This is a genomic window from Candidatus Melainabacteria bacterium (assembly GCA_003963305.1).
Lineage (GTDB): Bacteria > Cyanobacteriota > Vampirovibrionia > Obscuribacterales > Obscuribacteraceae > PALSA-1081.
The window spans coordinates 466,796-485,501 of the sequence record RXJR01000001.1 but is presented as its reverse complement, the minus strand read 5'-3'; the positions used below and the strand labels follow the sequence as shown (position 1 = coordinate 485,501).

19 protein-coding genes are annotated in these 18,706 nt (G+C 50.4%); 7 read left to right on the top strand and 12 right to left on the bottom strand.

Annotation, left to right across the window (positions count from 1 at the left end):
* Positions 1-36 precede the first annotated feature (36 nt).
* From cpaB (EKK48_02095) to ald, 4 genes are all read right to left on the bottom strand, one after another.
* Positions 37-984, bottom strand: coding sequence for a Flp pilus assembly protein CpaB (cpaB, locus tag EKK48_02095; protein RTL46150.1), 948 nt, complete (start codon positions 982-984; stop codon positions 37-39).
* 270 nt (positions 985-1,254) lie between these two features.
* Positions 1,255-2,220: a Flp pilus assembly protein CpaB gene (gene cpaB / locus EKK48_02090; GenBank protein RTL46149.1), complete on the bottom strand. Its 966-nt coding sequence runs from the start codon at positions 2,218-2,220 to the stop codon at positions 1,255-1,257.
* 116 nt (positions 2,221-2,336) lie between these two features.
* Positions 2,337-2,900, bottom strand: a complete 564-nt coding sequence (locus tag EKK48_02085) for a DUF4388 domain-containing protein (protein ID RTL46148.1) — start codon at positions 2,898-2,900, stop codon at positions 2,337-2,339.
* 277 nt (positions 2,901-3,177) lie between these two features.
* Positions 3,178-4,278 carry an alanine dehydrogenase gene (gene ald / locus EKK48_02080; protein RTL46147.1) on the bottom strand — a complete coding sequence of 367 codons (1,101 nt, stop codon included), beginning with the start codon at positions 4,276-4,278 and terminating at the stop codon, positions 3,178-3,180.
* Between the two features lie 137 nt (positions 4,279-4,415).
* Between ald and EKK48_02075 the strand changes: the two genes are divergently transcribed.
* Positions 4,416-5,591, top strand: coding sequence for an acetyl-CoA C-acetyltransferase (locus EKK48_02075; protein ID RTL46146.1), 1,176 nt, complete (start codon positions 4,416-4,418; stop codon positions 5,589-5,591).
* A gap of 59 nt (positions 5,592-5,650) precedes the next feature.
* On the opposite strand, the gene EKK48_02070 is transcribed toward EKK48_02075, so the two are convergent.
* The 6 genes from EKK48_02070 to EKK48_02045 form a co-directional block, all read right to left on the bottom strand.
* Positions 5,651-6,007 carry a hypothetical protein gene (locus EKK48_02070; protein RTL46145.1) on the bottom strand — a complete coding sequence of 119 codons (357 nt, stop codon included), beginning with the start codon at positions 6,005-6,007 and terminating at the stop codon, positions 5,651-5,653.
* 72 nt (positions 6,008-6,079) lie between these two features.
* Positions 6,080-6,529, bottom strand: coding sequence for a hypothetical protein (locus EKK48_02065; protein ID RTL46144.1), 450 nt, complete (start codon positions 6,527-6,529; stop codon positions 6,080-6,082).
* Between the two features lie 68 nt (positions 6,530-6,597).
* On the bottom strand, positions 6,598-7,299 hold the full coding sequence (locus tag EKK48_02060; protein ID RTL46143.1) for a thymidine kinase: 702 nt from the start codon (positions 7,297-7,299) through the stop codon (positions 6,598-6,600).
* Between the two features lie 162 nt (positions 7,300-7,461).
* On the bottom strand, positions 7,462-8,724 hold the full coding sequence (aspA, locus tag EKK48_02055) for an aspartate ammonia-lyase (GenBank protein RTL46142.1): 1,263 nt from the start codon (positions 8,722-8,724) through the stop codon (positions 7,462-7,464).
* A gap of 222 nt (positions 8,725-8,946) precedes the next feature.
* Entirely contained in the window at positions 8,947-9,633 is a 687-nt protein-coding gene (locus tag EKK48_02050) for a tetratricopeptide repeat protein (protein RTL46141.1), read from the bottom strand.
* Complete coding sequence (locus EKK48_02045) at positions 9,602-12,115, bottom strand: hypothetical protein (GenBank protein ID RTL46140.1); 2,514 nt, start codon at positions 12,113-12,115, stop codon at positions 9,602-9,604. Before EKK48_02045 ends, EKK48_02050 begins: the two co-directional genes overlap by 32 nt.
* A gap of 111 nt (positions 12,116-12,226) precedes the next feature.
* Here EKK48_02045 and EKK48_02040 point away from each other — a divergent pair, with 111 nt between their 5' ends.
* The 6 genes from EKK48_02040 to EKK48_02015 all read left to right on the top strand — a co-directional run bounded on the left by EKK48_02040 (position 12,227) and on the right by EKK48_02015 (position 17,206).
* Positions 12,227-12,520: a hypothetical protein gene (locus EKK48_02040; GenBank protein RTL46139.1), complete on the top strand. Its 294-nt coding sequence runs from the start codon at positions 12,227-12,229 to the stop codon at positions 12,518-12,520.
* Entirely contained in the window at positions 12,513-12,740 is a 228-nt protein-coding gene (locus tag EKK48_02035) for a sulfurtransferase TusA family protein (GenBank protein RTL46138.1), read from the top strand. The genes EKK48_02040 and EKK48_02035 overlap by 8 nt, the downstream gene beginning before the upstream one ends.
* Before the next feature lie 87 nt (positions 12,741-12,827).
* Positions 12,828-13,622: a hypothetical protein gene (locus EKK48_02030; GenBank protein ID RTL46137.1), complete on the top strand. Its 795-nt coding sequence runs from the start codon at positions 12,828-12,830 to the stop codon at positions 13,620-13,622.
* Between the two features lie 100 nt (positions 13,623-13,722).
* The gene (locus tag EKK48_02025) at positions 13,723-14,412 is read left to right on the top strand and encodes a tetratricopeptide repeat protein (GenBank protein RTL46136.1); all 690 of its coding nucleotides are present in this window, start codon (positions 13,723-13,725) and stop codon (positions 14,410-14,412) included.
* A gap of 12 nt (positions 14,413-14,424) precedes the next feature.
* The gene (gene hppD, locus EKK48_02020; protein ID RTL46135.1) at positions 14,425-15,549 is read left to right on the top strand and encodes a 4-hydroxyphenylpyruvate dioxygenase; all 1,125 of its coding nucleotides are present in this window, start codon (positions 14,425-14,427) and stop codon (positions 15,547-15,549) included.
* Positions 15,550-15,628: 79 nt separating this feature from the next.
* On the top strand, positions 15,629-17,206 hold the full coding sequence (locus EKK48_02015; GenBank protein RTL46134.1) for a hypothetical protein: 1,578 nt from the start codon (positions 15,629-15,631) through the stop codon (positions 17,204-17,206).
* Between the two features lie 40 nt (positions 17,207-17,246).
* On the opposite strand, the gene EKK48_02010 is transcribed toward EKK48_02015, so the two are convergent.
* A complete protein-coding gene (locus EKK48_02010; GenBank protein RTL46133.1) occupies positions 17,247-17,981 on the bottom strand; it encodes a PDZ domain-containing protein in 735 nt (244 codons plus the stop codon).
* Positions 17,982-18,130: 149 nt separating this feature from the next.
* Complete coding sequence (locus EKK48_02005) at positions 18,131-18,616, bottom strand: hypothetical protein (GenBank protein ID RTL46132.1); 486 nt, start codon at positions 18,614-18,616, stop codon at positions 18,131-18,133.
* Between the last annotated feature and the right edge of the window lie 90 nt (positions 18,617-18,706).

Sequence of the window (18,706 nt, the reverse complement as noted above, 5' to 3'; positions counted from 1 at the left end):
TCCCTCATGTCTCGTCGAGACGCGCTCAATTGAGTCTTACTTCGTCGGCACAGCGATCACGTCTTTCTTTGAACCGGACCAGGCCTCTACTTCATAGGGTGGTGGCACGGGTGCACCGGCACTCTGGCCGGGTGTGAGCAGCAAGTTTGGCTCCGGGGTTTCACCGATTATCGGGCGAGGCAACGGTGGCTGCGTAGTCAGCATCGACAATTCGCTCTGTTGAGCAACTGGTTTTGCGAACAGCGATGTCACGTCAACTGTGGCTACTGGTGTGTGATCCGAGTTGTTTCGCAAGGAGAGGTAGATCTTGCTTGCGAGGACAGCTTTGATCAATTTCTGTGCATCGTCTGGTGCGATGGCGACAGTGACGGAGCTGGCCGGCGCCGCCTGGGAAGCACCAGGTGATTTCTGGAATGTCTGTCCAACAGCAATTACTTCCACGTCTGAAAGTATAGGTTTCGCTTTGGTATCCGGACCTGAGCCCACCATGCTGATGATGTCGACGTGACTTTCAGGTGCTACAAATCCGGCGACACCGCTGTTGTTATCCACGGCGAACGTGACCGCTCTCATACCAGCTTTCAAGCGGGCTTCAAAACCCATCGAGATGCCTACTGCCAGCAGATCGTGCTGTGACACAATCGTTCCAGCCGAGATCCCATATTTGCAGACACGTCCGGCTGCCATTGCCGAAGAAGCTATCGCGTCTGCCGGTTGCTTTGCTGCATCGATCTGGCGCTCCTCAAGCGCTTCTGATGGAATTGTCTGTCCTTCCGGAATATCTCTGACTGCATAGACTACTGTAGATTTTTTCGACAGCTCTGCGGTCATAGCGTCCGTTTTTTGTTTGTAGGCATCCTCTTGTTGCTTCAATCTGTCTGTAACGAGAAAGGTGACACCAACTGCAAGCCCGATGATTGTGGCGAGCATAACGGCTGGTGGCATGCGCGAGATGCCAACGAACAGTGCGCGTAATGGATTCATTACGATTCCCCCTTGGGTTAGGAGAAAGACTAACCAATTCCATTTTTCTTCTCCGGTTCTCAAGCGATAACAGGGTAAACCCTGGGAACTGTCTCGTGTTTGATAAATCAAAATTCATACTTGTCTGTGCATGTTATGTCGGTGCATGCTTTCGTGACTGCACACCTGCTCGTCTGAAGCGGGCTTCGGATACGGCTTTTGTGCCCAGGCATAAAGTCAGAAAAAAAGCACGCCTTGCGAGCGTGCTTTTGAATTTCTAGTTAGCAGTGATTACCGTTCTGGAACGGTGATCAGGTCTTTCTTTCCACCGGACCAGGCTTCGATCTGGTGATTTTGTCTTTCCGGTGCAGGTGCTGAAGCCAGTTGGGGACCAGGACCGTCTGGTTCGTCGCCCGGCTCATAGTGGTGTTCCATCGGCATTGCAGGCGGCGGTGCCGGCACGCCGAAGTTCATGTTAGCTACAGCAGCCGTGTTCTTGCTGTTGTACAGCTGGGTCACGTCGACAGTGGCTACTGGTGTGTGGTCGTTGCTGTTGCGAAGCGACAGGTAGAGCTTGCTTGCCAGAACTGCTTTGATTAGTTTGGTTGTGTCTTCCGGAGTCACTGCAACGGTCACTGAACTGGCCGGGGTGGCGGTGGTGGTGCCGTTAGTCGTAGTGCGCTGGTATGTTTGCCCTACTGCTATCACTTCAACGTCGGAGAGAATTGGTTTGGCACGAGTGTCTGACCCTGAGCCGACCATACCGATGATGTCGATATGACTTTCGGGACTGATGAAACCGGCAACGCCACTGTTGTTATCGACGGCGAAAGTAACAGCGCGAAAACCGGTCTTCAAGCGTGCATCGAAGGAAAGGCTTTGACCTTGCGCTTGCAGGTCATGTTGCGAAACGATCTGACCGGCAGCGACACCATATTTGGTGACTCGTCCGCTCGCCAGTGTCGCTGATGTAATCGCATCCTCGGGCATTTTAGACTGCTCGATTTGGCGCTCTTCCAGAGCTTCAGAAGGAATCGTCTGGCCTTCAGGAATATCTTTGATTGCGTAGACGACGGTTACCTTTGCTGAATACTTGGCATCCAGTTCCTTTTGCTTTTCGGCATACATCTGTTCGCCTGAATTGATCTTGGTCGTCACCATCCATGCCACCACGAAGGCGAGCAGGACGATACCTGCAATCATGACAGCGGGAGGGATTCGCGTTAAGCCCATAAAGACTGAGCGTAGTGGTTTCATCGATGTTTTACCTTCTAGAAACTGGAAGACAAGAATTACCCACACATTGTATATCGACAAGGTGTGTCAGAAGGTGTGAAAAAGCCAGGAGACGGCTATGGTAAATAAATTACTTATCAGTGAAAGTAGTACAGCAGACCGGCAATGCCGGAAATGACTACGAACAATGCCCAGAATGCAGCTGCTCGCAAGCGCATGGTTCTCGCTTCCCAGTTTTGCAGTTGAGCGAATGTATCCTTGTCGATGAGCGCTTCTTCACTGGGTGGCTGACCTGCTTCGAAGCTGCGCATACGATTGAGAGTGTTAGCTCCCATCAGTTCTTCCAGGCTGACTGGCAAATCTGGAAGCTTGTTGATTAATTGAGTTAAACGAATCTTCAAGCCCTGGTTAAGATCCGGCACATCAACTTCGCTGTAGTCGAGATATTCGAACTTTCCGTCTTTGAGCATAAGGAGTGTGCGGATGGCGGCGTATCCATCAGCTTTGCCGTTTTTCAGTTTGCCGCCGACTACAAAAATTCCGTTGAGAATGCAAATTTCGCCTTCTATCGTGTCGTGCGGTCCTAACACGTGCAGAACGCCGACTGCGACTTTCTTGTACTTCATCACACTCCAGAGAATCTCTCGCGTCGTGCGATTAGCCCAGATTTTTCCCTGAGTTAGCAGTCGAACTTTCGGCATTTTGTTGGTTACCCTGGTCGCTTAGTCAGTATATGCCCACAACTTGCGTCGCTGTATGTCGCGCTTAACGGGCAGGCGGTTTTAGCGCTGTTAGGTTATTTAAACCGATTGAATGGTCAGGGCATAGGGGGCAACGTTTAATTCTTACCTGCACAATGAGAAAGAGCGGTGAGTGCTTACTCTCCGCTCTTTCTTTTAGTTTGCGTTTCTTATCGAATTGCACGTCTGCAACAAGCAGTTAGCCTTGCGACCAGACTGCGCGTGGCGAGATAGAACCTCAGGCTGTGACTGGCACTTTGCCGCAGGCTTCTGCAACACCGGCGTGAACGATTTCACCCTGGTGGATGTTGACACCGCGATGCAGTGAAGGATCATCCAAAACAGCCTGGTAGCCGAATTTGGCGAGCTTCAAAGCATAAGGCATGGTGGCATTGGTCAGGGCGCGGGTCGATGTCCATGGCACAGCACCCGGGATGTTCGCTACTGCATAGTGGAGAACACCTTCTTCAACATAGGTTGGAGCTGAGTGTGTTGTGGAATGGATTGTTTCGATGCAACCGCCCTGGTCAACGCTGACGTCAACGATGACCGAGCCCTGTTTCATCTTCTTGACCATGTTTCTCGTGATGATTCTCGGAGCTGTCTTACCAGGAATCAAAACGGCACCGATGACCAGGTCTGCTGTTGGCAGTACTTGTTCCAGATAGTGGCCGACTGAGAATACTGTGCGCAGTTGACCGTTGAAGATGTCGTCGAGATAGCGCAATCTTTCCAGTGAACGATCGAAGATTGTCACGCGTGCGCCCAGTCCCAGAGCGATTTTGGCAGCGTTGGTACCAACGATGCCGCCGCCGATGATGACGACTTCGCCAGGTTCAACACCAGGAACGCCACCGAGCAAGACTCCTCGACCACCCATTGGGCGCTCCAGGTAGTTCGCACCAATTTGAGTAGCCAGACGTCCGGCGATTTCACTCATCGGGGTGAGCAAAGGCAGATAGCCATTGTCGTTTTGTACAGTTTCATAGGCGATACAGGTGGCGCCTGTTTTTGCCAGGTCCTCTGCCAACTTCGGGTGAGCGGCGAGGTGCAAATATGTGAACAGCAATTGACCCTTTTTAAGGAGCGACACTTCTTTTGCTTGTGGCTCCTTAACTTTCAGGATGAGGTCTGCTTCAGCAAATACAGCTGCAGCGTCTGGCAAAATTTTTGCGCCGGCTGCTTTGTATTCTTCATCGGTGATACCACTGCCAACACCAGCATTTTTCTCAATGTAGACGGTGTTGCCGTCTGCCACGAGAGCGCTTGTCCCAGCCAGTGTCAATGCGACCCGGTACTCGTTATCCAAAATTTCTTTTGGCACTCCAACCTTAGCCAAGGTTCAGCCCTCCATTTATCAAAGCTTGTAAAGAAAGTTAATTCTAGCTCCATAGTATGACGTTTTAATATGCTCTTGATACTTGTTTTAGCTTTCAGTTCTGGCTGTTGGCAACCCTTTGGTAAAAGTGAGGCATTATGAGCGGCGATCTGGTTATCGTAAATGGCGCCCGTACGGCGTTTGGCGCATTTGGTGGTGGTCTGGCAGGTTTGAGCGCCACCGACCTGGCTGTCGCCGCTTCAAAGGAAGCCATAAGCAGATCGGGTGTCGACCCAGAGGCGGTCGATCAGGTGATCATGGGAAATGTTCTGCAGACGAGCAAAGATGCCATCTATTTAGCGCGGCATGTTGCCTTGCGGTCCGGTCTGAAGACCGAGACTCCGGGGCTTATTATCAACTTGCTATGTGGTTCGGGCATGCAAGCTGTGGCTAATGCTGAGATGCTCATCGATGCCGGTCACGCGGAAGTGGTCCTGGCCGGAGGCACAGATAGCCTGTCGCAGACACCATATATATCGTGGGGCACTCGCTGGGGCGGTCGCATGGGCAAGATGGAATTGTGGGATGGGCTTGATATTCGCGACACCTACGCCGGTTGCTCGATGGGCGAGACGGCTGAAAATCTGCGGGAAAAATTCAATATCAGTCGCGAGGAACAGGATAAATTCGCTCTGGAAAGCCAGCAGAAAGCAAAAGTAGCGATGGACAAAGGTCACTTGCGTGAAGAGATTGTGCCAATCGAGATCAAGGAAAAGAAAGGCGTCAAGACCGTTTTGCAAGATGAGCATGCCCGGCCCGATACCACTCTGGAGGGCTTAGCCAAACTGAAACCGGCTTTCCGAAAAGACGGAACTGTAACCGCCGGTAATGCCTGCGGTATTGTGGACGGTGCAGCAGCGTTAGTGGTGACAAAGGCTAAAACCGCTGAAAAATTGAATCTGAAACCTTTGACCAGAGTGGTGTCATGGGCGGTGACGGGTGTGCCGCCTGAGATCATGGGAATTGGTCCTGTACCAGCCATTCCACTTGCTCTTGAGCGGGCTAAGCTGACGCTCGATCAGATGGATTTGATTGAGATTAACGAAGCCTTTGCTGCTCAGTATCTGGCCTGCGAGAAAGAATTGAAATTGGATCGCAGCAAGGTGAATGTGAATGGTGGTGCCATTGCCATCGGACATCCTTTTGGTGCCACCGGTGCACGCTTGCTGCTCAGCACATCGCTTGAACTGCATCGCCGGAAGGCTCGCTATAGTATTGTCAGTGCGTGCGTAGGCGGTGGCATGGGCATCGCCATGATTCTGGAGCGCGTTTAGCAAAAAAGCCGCTGACGCGGCTTTCTATTAAATCTATTTGCCGGTTTACGATGCGTACCTTATGTTTTGGTATGCAGGTAAGTGATCACGTTGCGGTTTTGGGTTTTGCCATATTTGATCACTCGCGGCATATCGCTGGCGTCACGGGTGAAAATGTACTTCCGGTAAGGATTCTCAGGTGGTTTTTCTGCTACCTCTGCGTTCTGTTCAACACTGTCAGTGGTGCGTACACGAGAAAGATTCTCGGGCAGTATTGATGGCGCATATGGTGGCGGTGGCGGCACGAAGTAGGCTCCGCGTCCGGTGGCAACATGTTTTTTCGTTTTTGCTAGTGCCGGTTGATTAGTTCCGACCGAGACAAGCGCCGAAGCGACAAGCGTTGCGGAGAGAAGCATGGTGAAAAGATTCCGTGCCATTAAAAGACCCCCGTATTTCGGATTCGAGGCAAGCGGTCATAAACCAGACCTAGGAGATCTTACCACTGACAATCATTTGTCAAACCCGGGGTTTTTATCGAACCACTTTACTTGGCGAGCTTTATTGCGCTGGTCGTTATGCACATTTTTGCCATTTACATCGGGATCCCAAGTGGCCAGGGAATCGCCCCACCAGGATTTAAGATCGTGCACTGTGCCGTCTCCGGCGCGTTTTGGCTTCTGGTCGGCTGGCTGTTGTAAAGCCGTTTCTTCCTTCTTTACAGCTTTGGCAAGATCATTAACCAGCTGTGTTATCTCATCATGTTCTTTTGGAGTTGTCACGGAGATGACTTCATTTTTTCGTTCGTTGGCAAGCCTCATCAGGTCGGCTTCCCAGGGATTGACAGCAGGCGTATGCGCCTCTTGTTTCTTTCGGGCCGTCAGCGCGCCTTTGATAACAGCAACGGAGCGGATTAATTTCACGCGAACAAATCTAATCATGGGATGTTTCTCCAGAAACATGAGCCTTCCACGACCCATCATCCAGAGATATGCCCATGTCATATAGGCGGTAACGCAGGAGACTAAGATTAGCGCTGATTTATATTAACCATGGGGATAATATCGGACCTGAGATCATCTGTTGGTCCAAAATCCTCGACGAGCGACAGTTGTGGAGAGTTCGTGCGCTCGTTTCTAATTTCTGGTTGCAGAGCTTCCTCTGGCAGGCTGAGCTTTAGTTGGAATTCGTAAGGAGCTTCAAAGCAGTGCAAGCAGCGTGCTTCATACTGAGCGTCGCCTACTAATATTTGTTCGCTGGAATGGACCAGGCGCTGGGTGCGGCAGGCGAAATCAGACCCGCACTTCCTGCAGACTGCCAGAAGCTTGTCGACCCGGTCTGCTATTGCCAATAAATTGGGAACTGGTCCGAATGGTTTGCCTTTGTAGTCGAGGTCGAGACCAGAGGCAATCAGTTTCTTTTTCTGGCTGAGCAGAATTTGCACTACATCAATAATGTCATCGGAGAAAAATTGGCATTCATCTATACCTATAACGACGGCTTGAGATGAATACTTGAGGATGTCGCGTGGCGTATCGACTGAGATTGCCTGAGAGGCTAACCCATTTCTGGATTCCACGAAATTTGGTTTAGATCTGGTATCCATCGTCGGACGTACGATGATGGTCGGTAAGTAGGCCAGTCTGGCGCGTTCGATGCGACGAATCAATTCGCTGGATTTGCCGGACCTCATACAGCCGACAATCATTTCGAATCGATATCCAGTTAGCATAAAAACGTTTCCCCGCAATCGAAAAATGTGATTCTTGCGTTCTCTATATCTTGCGTTTTATCTTGCAAATATAGTCTAAATATCCTCATCTCGAAGAGATTCAGTGAAGAACGTGCCTCATATCGTAACCAAAAAGAATCGTGATCAGCTGATGCCTGAGTTTCACATTTCTTTATGTCTGATTCCGCTCTTATCTAGCAGTTCGTTGCACCTGCCCGTATTGGCTGAGACTCCGGCCAGGCATTTTTGATTGAAGGGATGTATGGCGTTTCTTAAAAGATCGACTGACTGCAGCAGATTATGGATTATCAAAGGCGTCATTGAATTTGATTCTAACTGCCCTGATTGTGCTGCCAGCGCAATTGTGTAGTCGTTGCCGAGAACTTGATAGCAAGCCATTATCAGGCATTCCGGCAAGTGCGGCAGTGTCTTCTCGGGCCAGTGTCCGGGACGCAGCGCTGTTGGTTGCGGTTGAATCGGCGGCAGAGAAATTTCACCAAATCCGCCACCAGGACCCGAGGAAAGCAATTTTAAGTCGTTGCATATCTTGATCAGGTCAACTGCCAGTCCGCGCAGGGATGACGAGAAGTCGAGAAAGTCAGACATGCTCTGGCTGACGCGGAAAAGATCTTCCGCCTGCCGCAAACGCAGATTTGTCATTTGCGAAAGACGCTCGATCATTTTTTTGCTTAAATTTGGATCTGCACCATATCCGGTGCCGGTCTCGGCGCTTCCTAAATTAAGCTCGAGCAAGTTCTGGCTCGATTCCTTAATGCGCCTTACGGAGCGCTCTACCGAGGAGCCGTAAGCATTGAACTCCTGTCCGAGTGTTACCGGCGAGCAATCTTGCAGATGTGTTCGGCCGACTTTCACGACACGGTCGAACTCCAGCGACTTTCTCCGCAGCAATCTTTCCAGGTCGACCAGTGTCGGCTCCAACTGTTTCAAGCTTAGCAGAAGAGCAATGCGCATAGCTGTCGGGTAGACATCGTTGTTGCAATGCCCAAAATTTACGTGCGTGTTTGGATCGAGGAAATCATAAGTGCCGACGCTGCCACCCACGATTTCAGCTCCGCGGTTGGCCAAAACCTCATTCACGTTTGCGTTCAGTCCTTCACCGGCGCCCCAGTGAAAGGCATCTGCGACGAATTGTTCTTTCCACTGCCCGCTGGCAATTTCATCGCAAGTTTGGGTAATCGCTCTGCTGGCTGCTGTCTCTATTGCATTCAGTTCACCATTGGTGATGGCAGCCGCTTTTTTTACGAGCACAAGGGCTTCAATTAACTTTCGATGTGTAGACAGACCGCTGACAGCACAATGTTCTTTCGTTCGTGCCGTTTGAGCACCCCAGTAGGCTCCAACTGGAATTTGTACGTCGCCAAGGCTGTCACGTTCAACTCTCAGGTCCAGTTTCTTGTTGACCATTATGTTCTCTGTGTTCTCTGCTGGGATTGCGGAGTCTTGCCGGTAATTGAAGTTGCCTGGATTGAAGTTACCTGGATTGGAATTGCCGGTGATGGAGTCTCGCCGGTGATTGCGCAGGCACCGGCTTAAGTGCGATACCAGGCGGCGATGTACGACAACTTGAATCCAGCATACATACAGATTGTCCGGCGGGTGGTTAAAAGCACTCAAGGTTGGGCGAAGCTACGGTCGTTTCAGCTCTGCTTCAAGGGCTCGAGCTTTTTCCATGACCGCCGTATTTTGTAATGTTCTTTGATTAGAGCTTATGAAAGTTTGGATCTGCGCCAGCGCCTCTGCTTTTGCTCCTTGCGCCGTCAGTGCAAGAGCGCGCAAATAGTCGATTTCAGGACTTGTAATCGAGTGGGTTGTGCAATAGTCGAATTCGCGATTGGCAGCGGGCCAGTCTTTCGTTTCAATATAAGTTCTAAGCAGGCCGATGTGAGCAACAGTCAAACTCGGATCGATGACCAGTGCTCTTTTGTAGTCGAAAATCGCTTCTTTATAGTAATTCAAACGGCAGAGCGTATTGCCAAGATCAACGCGCAGTTCGGCTGAGTCCATGCCGTGCATTTTTGCTGAGTTGAGGCAGTCGGCGTAGGCCTTGACTGCACCGTTTAAATCGCCGCTGCGCTCCAGGCAATAGCCAATCCAGAAATAAGGTCTACTGTCGACTGGTTGTATGCGCTGGGCGGTGCGAAATGTTTGCAGGGCGCCGACCAGGTCGTTTTTTGCGACTAGTTGCCGTCCGCGAATGACTGCCTCGTAACAATCTTCGTCTGCGGTGGCGAAAGCTTCTGTTGTTGCGATCAAGCTGACGGTGAGGACTGCAATCGATATCTTAGCGACGTTCCGTATTGTCGGGTTTTGCATCTTGCGCTGCCAGAGTTGAATATCCAACAATCGAAGGCTGGGGACGAACTGAAATGTCTTTGTACACTGGTGTGACGTTGTTTACGCGTCCTTCGACTTTCGAATCGACCAGAGGATTGAGTGAGCGCCCCTGGATGTGTTCGCCGAGCAAATCGACTTGAGAAACCTTGATCGGCTTGGCATTCAACTTAGCATAGATTTCGTCTTCAGGCAGAGTATCGCCGAACAGACCCGCCTTGTTCCATTTGTCTACGGGATGGAAGCGTGTCACCACTTTGTAAGCGCCGCCATCTTGAATGGCTTGATAAGAACCATCGGGCATTCTTACGCTCACGTCTGTAACGCGGTTCCACGGTTGTTTCGTGAGATCGAAGGAATATTTCATGCCGCTGACTTGAACAAAATTTCCAGGCTCGTCGAAGCGCGAGTTGGATGTATTTCCAAAGACTTGCGAGAGGCGCTGTCCGAGCGATGGGTTTTCTGCCAGTGGATATTCTCGGATACCGTATTCGAGCGCGTCTTTGATGTTCTTCCCGCTCAATGTGAGCATGACCAGCTCTTTCTGCTCGCCTTCCACATTTCCTGCGTTCATGAAGACGTTGGCGATTTCCTGCCTGGTGAGCGGCTGTCCACCTGGAATGGATGAACGGATGCCACCGGAATGCACCATGGCAATTTGTGGTGCCTCATCACCCATGCGTTTTTGCAATCCCGTTAGTGTTGCGTCTGCTATCAAGTTACCCAGAGCTGTTTCACGATTTCTGGCATTCGCCAGAGAGTATGATTGACTGGCAGTGGCGTCGTACCTTGTTGCTTTGAGTTGATTGATTTCGGCCGTTTGGGATTCAATGAAAGATTTCAGACCGGGATCTGGTGCAACATCTCTTACGCTATGCAGGCGCCCGGTAGTGAGCCAGCGATTGGCTGAGCCGTCCGCATTGAAGACGATGTGATTCTCAGCCAGATAGTTGCCGCTCGATCCTGCTTGTGTAATTGGAATTTCTCGAGGCGCTTTCCAGAATTGCAGTTTGTCTGCAAGCGTTTGTTGTTCTCGCACCCAGAGCGGGCTTGCGATCACATCATGTGTGTGTCCGCCTGAAATCTTTGCCACAACGAGGTTGTTGTCGAGCAAAGCTTGGGCTAGTTTCTTGTCTTCATCTAAACCTAAGTGCGTGAGCAGTTTGATGTTTTTGATGCCTTGATCGTTTAACTCACGCACTGTTTTGATTGCCGTCTGCGCCGCATCTTCATAGCGAATTTTTCCGACTGCGCCCTCTTCAGTGATCAATCCGACTGTGGCAACCTTTTCAGGTCCGTTCGGTCCCGGTATCTCGTGCACCACATATGGTTTGGTTAGTTTGGCATAGTCAGGATAAGCAGAAAGGTCGAGATTGGCATTGAGCAAGGAAATCTGTGGGTTTTCCTTGAGGATTGGCTCCATCACAGTCGGATATCGCTCCGGTATGAATTTACCGCCTGCAGCATCGTATTCATGATTGCCTGGAATTATGTTTTTCAAGCCCATTCTGGCCAGTGCTTGATTCTCGACTTCGCCACCTCTTGTGTAAGCGAAATTGACGTGTCCAGAGAGCGCGTCGCCAGCCACGTTGAACTCAGAAGATACGCCGCGGGCTGCAGACACTGCTGTGCGTTCATCGAGTTTTGTTTTTAATTGGGGAAGGCGGTCGAGGTTGCTGTGGAAGTCGTTGATGACGAACTCATTCATCTTCAGGTAGCTCTGGTCGCCTTTGATACCGGCCATGGTTCTGCCGACAATTTCTGGTGACCGGCGCAGTGCTGTCAATCCACCGCCGAAGACTCCACCTGTCGCGGCGCCGATAGCCGTATCTATGCCGACTCCCGTTAGAGTGGATGCAATGCCATCAACCGGGTTGCTTTTGATTTGATTCCAGTTGTCGTGTGTTTCGTGGAATGTGCTCCATGTTGCACTACCGGCTGCACCACCTGCCAGTCCCCGGAACACGTTGTATTGAATTCCTTTCCAGGCGTGCCCTTCCACTAGTTGTTTGCCGGCCAGCTCGGCTGTTTCGAGCGATGTTTGTGCACCTAATTCTTTGCGCCCCATGTTTCGCAGAAATGCTCGCGAAGCTCCCTGATCTGCCAGGCTGGCGCTTATTCCGGATGAGCCGTCTACTGCGCCCCAGGCTAGATCGGCACTGGAGAGCGTGTGATCTTTGTCGTCTAGAAATGCTTCTTGCAGTCCGCCTTTGGCACCATATTTGGTGACGCTGCCGGCCAGCATGGCGACCGGAATGCTCAGTGCCTTACCGTATGGTCCTGACGCTGACAGCAATCCATAGGCGACTGCGCCGCTGGTGCCGGCGGCGATGCTGCTCACCACTTCCGACGCGGCTTGTCTGAAGTGAACGCTGCCCAGTTCGTCGCGCCATTTCTGGCTCGAGTCTTTGGTGTCTAGCTGAGGCAATTGGTGTTCTTGAACAGTCAGCTTTTCGGCTGCCATCTTTAGGACTCCAGAGGTTGAATGTAGCGTATGTGAATTATTGGTGAGCGTATATCGGGAAAGTACGAACAGGAAGGCGTAAAATGCCGATCTGCCGTCCAGGTTTGAAAAATGGCTGATCAAGTAGAAGGGGTTCCGGTTCAGTGCAGCAAGTGCGGCGCTGCTCTCTGTCTTCGCAAACAGGTAATTAATTTGGCTCTGGGTAATGTCGAGGTGGTCTACTGTCTTGATTGCCTGGCTGCAATAGAGCAGGAAACGCCGCAGAAGCTTGTTTCTGGACTGGCCGGCTATATAATGGGCCGGGACTGCTTTCGTAAGGAATGGGTGCGCTACAAGGGCGTTGAGGATTGCCCGTCTCCTTCGACATGTATCCCTGAGACCTGCTTCAATAAGAGTAATGACTAAGCACGATCTCGATTTGCGCGGCGTCGCCTGCCCAATGAACTTTGTTAAGACCCGGCTCTTTCTCGATAAGGTGCCGTCAGGCGACGTTTTGGACGTTTTACTGGACGCAGGTGAGCCCGTTGAGAGCGTAACATCCAGTGTGGGTGCGGAAGGGCACACGATCGAGGCGCAGATTAAGTGCCCGGAAGGTCACTATCTCTTGAGTATTCGCAAAGTATGAGTGGTTTCCTGTTGACAAAAGACCAAAAAGCTAAGAGGATAAGCCGCGTTCGCGATTATTTTTCACCGGTTCAGGAGTGCGAAAGCCTTGCCCTGTTTACGTAAGGCAAACGATAGTAAGAGCAATTTGTGGGGGTCCGCTTTGCGGGGCTCCTTGTTGTCGTTTGCCTCTGGACTGATCGTCGTCGGCACGACCGCCGGGACGTTCGCAGGCACAGTCGCAGGTTTTGTGTTGGCCACATCGACCGTTGCCTCAGCTCAGCAGCAACACTCGCAATATTCGCAACACCCGCAGTCGGTTGACCCCGAAGCCGCCGTTGAAGCTGCTCGCCAGGTTGTGCAGCAATCGCCCGAAAACGCCAAAGCTCGGTATGAGCTGGGTCGAGCCCTGAGAATTGCCGGTAAGAATCAAGAAGCCGCCTCCGAATTGCTCGAGGCGACATCGATGGATCCATCTTTGTACGTTGCCTATCACGAGTTGTCTTTGACCAAAGCCCGTCCTCAGCAACTGGATGAAGCAATCGACCGATTGACGATTCTCAAAGACCAAAAACCGAAGGACCTGCTTTTGCGAGTGGCGCTCTCAGAGTTACTGGAAGCGAACGGCAAGGTTTACCAGGCATCGCGCATTCTCGTGGATCTGGTCTACCAAAACGCTGTTCCCGAAAAGTATGTTGCTCGTGTAAATGCGCGTATTCACTATCTTTTGTCCAAGGCGAAGGATGCGCACGCTGCAGAGAAAGTTGCTGCCGAAGATCCCACCGAAGAAGATTCGCTGCCTCCACCGTTGCCGGAGTCTAGCCTGCGTCGCAATCTTTCAGCTTCAAAAATCAAAGATTCAAAGTCAGTGCAAGGATTTGGACACGCTCCACTTCTGCCGTAAAGCTAGTTAGCGTTAATCTGTAAAATCAAGCTTGGAGCGCCGCTTCAAGGTATGCTTTAAACCGTAGGGCAATGCGTTTTGCCTGTTATTGGACGGTCACATGAAACGAACAAGCCTGTGGTGCTTTTCGGTTGCAACTGTGCTGCTAGCCGGCGGTTGCTCTAAAACCCTCACTACATCAGAAGCTACGAGAAAGGTAGAAAAGGGACAAAATCTTTACTACCGATCCGACGACGCTGCAAATCCGTCCAGTTCGTCCAGTTCGAGAGAAGCATCAGCATTGGTCGCTGCCCAGAATCAACAATTGAGTGGTTTTAACGCTGAGGTTGAAACTGCAGTTGCTGAGCAAAGCTTGATTGCCTGGCGAAAGGCTTTAGCCGGTGATGAGAAGGGCTCGCTTGCGATGCTCGACAAGCTTGATGAAAAATATCCGGATGTCTTGACGTTGAAGTTTATGCGTGGGCAGATTCTCGAGCACTTCGGCAAGAAAAAAGAAGCGCTGAAGTACTATCAAATGGCTGTAACAGGCAACGAATTCAGTTCCATTAAGTTGTTCAAGTTGGCTGAGATTAAGCGCACCACTGGTGATGCCAAAGGCGCCGTTGAAGACTATCGATTGCTCGTTCAGCGAGCACCAGACTTTGCCCCTGCCAAATTGGGATTGGCTCAGTCACTTTTGGCTCTTGATAAAAATTCTGAAGAAGGAAAAAAGTTGGTAGAAGAAGTGCTTGCAGCCGAGCCTGCAAACAAAGAGGCGAAAGCCATACAGTTGACGTTCAAAAGCAAGTAAGAGGATTGGTTAATGGCCAAAAATTCGGCGGAACTTGAGAGAGCTCAAGCAGTAAATGAAATCTCGGTTGATGGATTCGACCATGTCGAATTCTATGTCGGCAATGCGCTACAGGCTTGTTACTACTACTACCAGGGTTTCGGGTTCGACCTGATTGGTTACCGTGGGCTCGAGACTGGGGAAAGAACCAAGGTTTCGTACATTCTCAAGCAAGATCATGTGTTTTTGATTCTGACTGGATCTCTGAATGCTACCAGCGACGTCGCTGAGCATGTTCATCAGCATGGTGATGGAGTCAAATCTGTCGGGTTTAGAACTCGCGACGTCAAAGCGGCGTACGAGGCGGCCATAGCTCGCGGCGCAACCTGTGCCGGCAAGCCCGTTCAATTCGAGGATGAGAACGGTAAATTCATGTCGGCATCAGTCAGAACCTATGGCGATACAATCCACACGTTCGTGCAACGAAATGAGTGGAATGGACCATTCATGCCAGGTTTCAAACCCGTCACTAACAAGAAGGGCAAGTCAGTCGGTCTGGCTGCAATCGATCACATAGTTGGTAACGTCGAAGTCGATCACATGGAGAAGTGGGTCAAGTACTATCAGGACGTTTTTGGATTCTACGTCTATCAATATTTCGACGCCAGCGACATCAGCACGCAGTATTCAGCGCTTGTTTCCAAAGTTATGGCAAACAAGAGCGGCTCAATCAAAATGCCTATCAATGAACCTGCGGCAGGCAAGCGCAAATCACAGATCCAGGAATATCTCGACTATTACACCGCCCCTGGTGTGCAGCACATTGCCATTTCAACGAGAGACATCATTGCGACCGTTAGCGAATTGCGCAATCGAGGCATCGAATTCTTAACTGTGCCACAATCGTATTATGATGCGTTGCCTGAACGCGTCGGAAAAATCGATGAGGATATTGCGCAGTTGGCACCACTGGGAATTCTTGTAGATAGAGAATCTGATGGATACTTGCTGCAGATTTTCACAAAGCCCGTTCAAGATCGTCCGACTCTATTCTTTGAAGTAATTCAACGAAAAGGCGCTAAAGGTTTTGGAAAGGGTAACTTCCAGGCTTTGTTCGAATCAATCGAACTTGAACAAGAAAAACGAGGAAACTTGTAATTCAGAGACTTGCAACTCGGAAACTTGTTACTCAGATGATTGTAGTTCGGATGGTTGTTGTTCGGATGGCATATTGGGGATGGTCATAGTTCGCATGTTTGGTATCAAGCACCAGATACGCTGGTTGTTTTCGGTTCTGTACGCCTTCAGCGTATTTAGCGCCATTGTTGGATTTGCTTCGCCCGCGCTGGCAAATCCAAAAGTGCCGCGGATTTTTTCTGATGGCATGGTGCTGCAGCGTGATAAACCGATCCGTATCTGGGGTGCTGCGGAGCCGGGTGAGCTGATTGGTGTAAAGATTGCTGACCAGGCCTCTGTCGTCACTGCTGATGACAAAGGACGGTGGGGCGTAACATTGAAGCCCATTGCCGCTACCGGCACGCCGCTTGAACTGGTCATCCATGGGAAGTCAGAGATCGTCATTCATGATGTTCTGATGGGCGAAGTATGGCTTTGTGCCGGACAGTCGAACATGGGCTTGCCGTATCGCAAAATCGATCATAGTGAAAGCGATACTAATTTGGCCATGAATTCGACGCTCAGACTTTTCAAACTCAACAACGATGAAAGCGCCTTCGTTCCCCAAACTGATCCTCATGTTCACTGGACTGCTCCAACCAAAGAAGAGGTGGAAAAATTCTCGGGTGTTGGGTTGTTCTTTGGAATGGATTTGTATAAGAACCTGAATGTGCCGATCGGATTAATACAATCGGCTCACGGTGGTGCGTCGTTGGAGACTTTCGTAAGCCGCAAGTCAATCGATACTTCCAACGAATTCAAATCGATTGGTACCAATTCCGATAAGAGTTTCGCGCTCTATCAAGATTCGATGGATCAGTACAAGAAAGATTTGCAAACCTGGTTTGCAAACGGCAAGACAGGAAAGCAACCCGAAGAACCTTCTCCGCCAAGAATGAAGAAGGCATCGGTGGCTTTTGATACACTGTTGGCTCCCGTAGCACCGTTTGCCATGCGCGGAGCGATTTTCTATCAAGGGGAAGCAGACGTTTATCTATCTGCGTTGCGTTACAGAAGATTGTTTGCGCTGATGGTGTCAGATTGGCGTAATCAATTCAAAGATCCGACGTTGCCTATTATTTTTGTGCAGCTCCCTAATTATGGTGCCAAACAAAAGGCGCCTGAGGACAGTGATTGGGCGATTATGCGTGAGACGCAAGCGATTTGCCGCCGAATTCCATACACTTATATGGTGGTCACTCTTGACACCATTCCTGGTGCTGATGCCGGTATGCACGCCACACAGAAAAAGGAAATTGCGCGACGTCTGGCTTCCGTAGCACTGGCGACTCAGTATCATATTTCGAGACCCTATGCCAGTCCAATCTACGATTCCATGCAAATCGACGGCAATAAGGTACGAATCAAATTCAGATATGCAGATAAGGGTTTGATTTCAAATTCGTTGCCAATCACAGGTTTTGAAATCGCCGGCGAGAATAAGCGCTGGACAAATGCTGATGCGCAGGTCGATGGAGATTGTGTGATCGTCTCGAGTCCACGTGTTCCTTCTCCGACAGCTGTGCGCTATGGATGGGCTGATAACCCAACGGTGAATCTGTACAGCGCCGACAAGTTGCCGGTTACTCCTTTTCGGACTGATGATTGGCCGCGTCTGACTCAGAAGAAGAGCTACTAAGGAGCAGATGCACCAGATAGTTCTTTTAGAAGAAGAACCACTAAGGATCAGGTGCACCAGTTAGTTCTTTCATGCTGGTAGCGCTGAACTCGCCTTCTTTTGGAAATCCCAGGTTGCTAATCATCTGCTCGAACATGTGCCGGATTTCTGGATCCTTGATGTCTTCGATGTTATACGTAATCAAAGTCATCGGGATCTCCTTCCCATGGCGCACTACTGTCAATTCGACTGGAGTACCCACCCTTTTGAAAGCCACCGACCACAGTGGTTGGGCAGGATTTGCGCGTGCTTTATCTTCAACTGTTTGTGAGATGTGTAGATTCGTCACCTTGTCGCCGACTTTGATTCCGGCGCGGTCAGCAGGCGAATCTTCATAGACGGCTTCTACTACGCCTTGATTCTTGAAAAACTTACTGTAGACCTCATATCCCGTGATGCCTACGCCCAATGCTCGGTATTCTTCGGCATTTAGTTCTTCACCAGCCGTCAGTTTTTCCGCGGCAAGCTGAAACATCTGAGTGTGATGCTGATCGGTGGTTGTCTGGGCCGATCCACTGATTTCGGTTTCGGCATCGATTTTCTGGGCAGAGCCGAACAACCGATTTTCGACAGTTCTGGCTGTGTCCAGCTTCGCAGTTTGAGGTACTAAAGGCGTGGTCCGGTCAACCCGTTGCTCGCTGTTATGAGCGCAAGCAGCTAACTGCAACTGCGTGCAAGCTGCGGCTGTCAGGCTTATCCACATTGCGGTACGGCTCAGGCTTTTGTCGTAAATCATCAGGACCTCCGCCACTTCTGGCCTTTACACAGGGTATAACGGCTCTGCATGATTAATTAGGCGTGGCGCGCGAATCCAGATAGCTTGAGTTTGCCCAATGAAAAAGGCAGCCCGAAAGCTGCCTTCCCATTAATTTCGCTTGCTTACAATTACTTGATGAAAGTGATTGTTGCTTCTTTTTCGCCGAATTTGACTTCGCCTTTGAAGCCGAAAGCTTTAGCGGTTTCCATTACGCAGTTCTGGAATGAAGCACCAGCTTTTTCTTGTTGTTCTGGTGTCATGCAGCCCATTTTCTTTTCCATCTGGTTCCACATTGCGCATGAGAGGTAGTGGAGTTCAGCTTGCTTGTCGTCGCCGAAGATTTCGATCTTGCTGCCGAAAACGTTGGTTTCGGTTTCCGCCATGGCTGTTACCAATTCGATCGGGGTCTTAACACCGAGAGCTTTGTAGTGCTCGATCTTGCCCTGGCGAACTGTGTTTTCATACTTGTTCAGCAAAGCCATGTCGCCATGCTCCTGGAGAACTGACTTAGCTGAGAAACACATGTTTGCAGCCATTGCAGCAGCTGCTTCTTGGATCTGTTTGGTTGTCCAAGTCTGCTCTACAATTTTCTTTGTTGGTGTTGTTGTTGTCATTTCGTTTACGCTCCAATCTGGGGTATGTGCAGATTGTATGCCGCTTTCATGTTTAATGAGCCCGCTTTAAGAGATCATTCTGTATTCTTC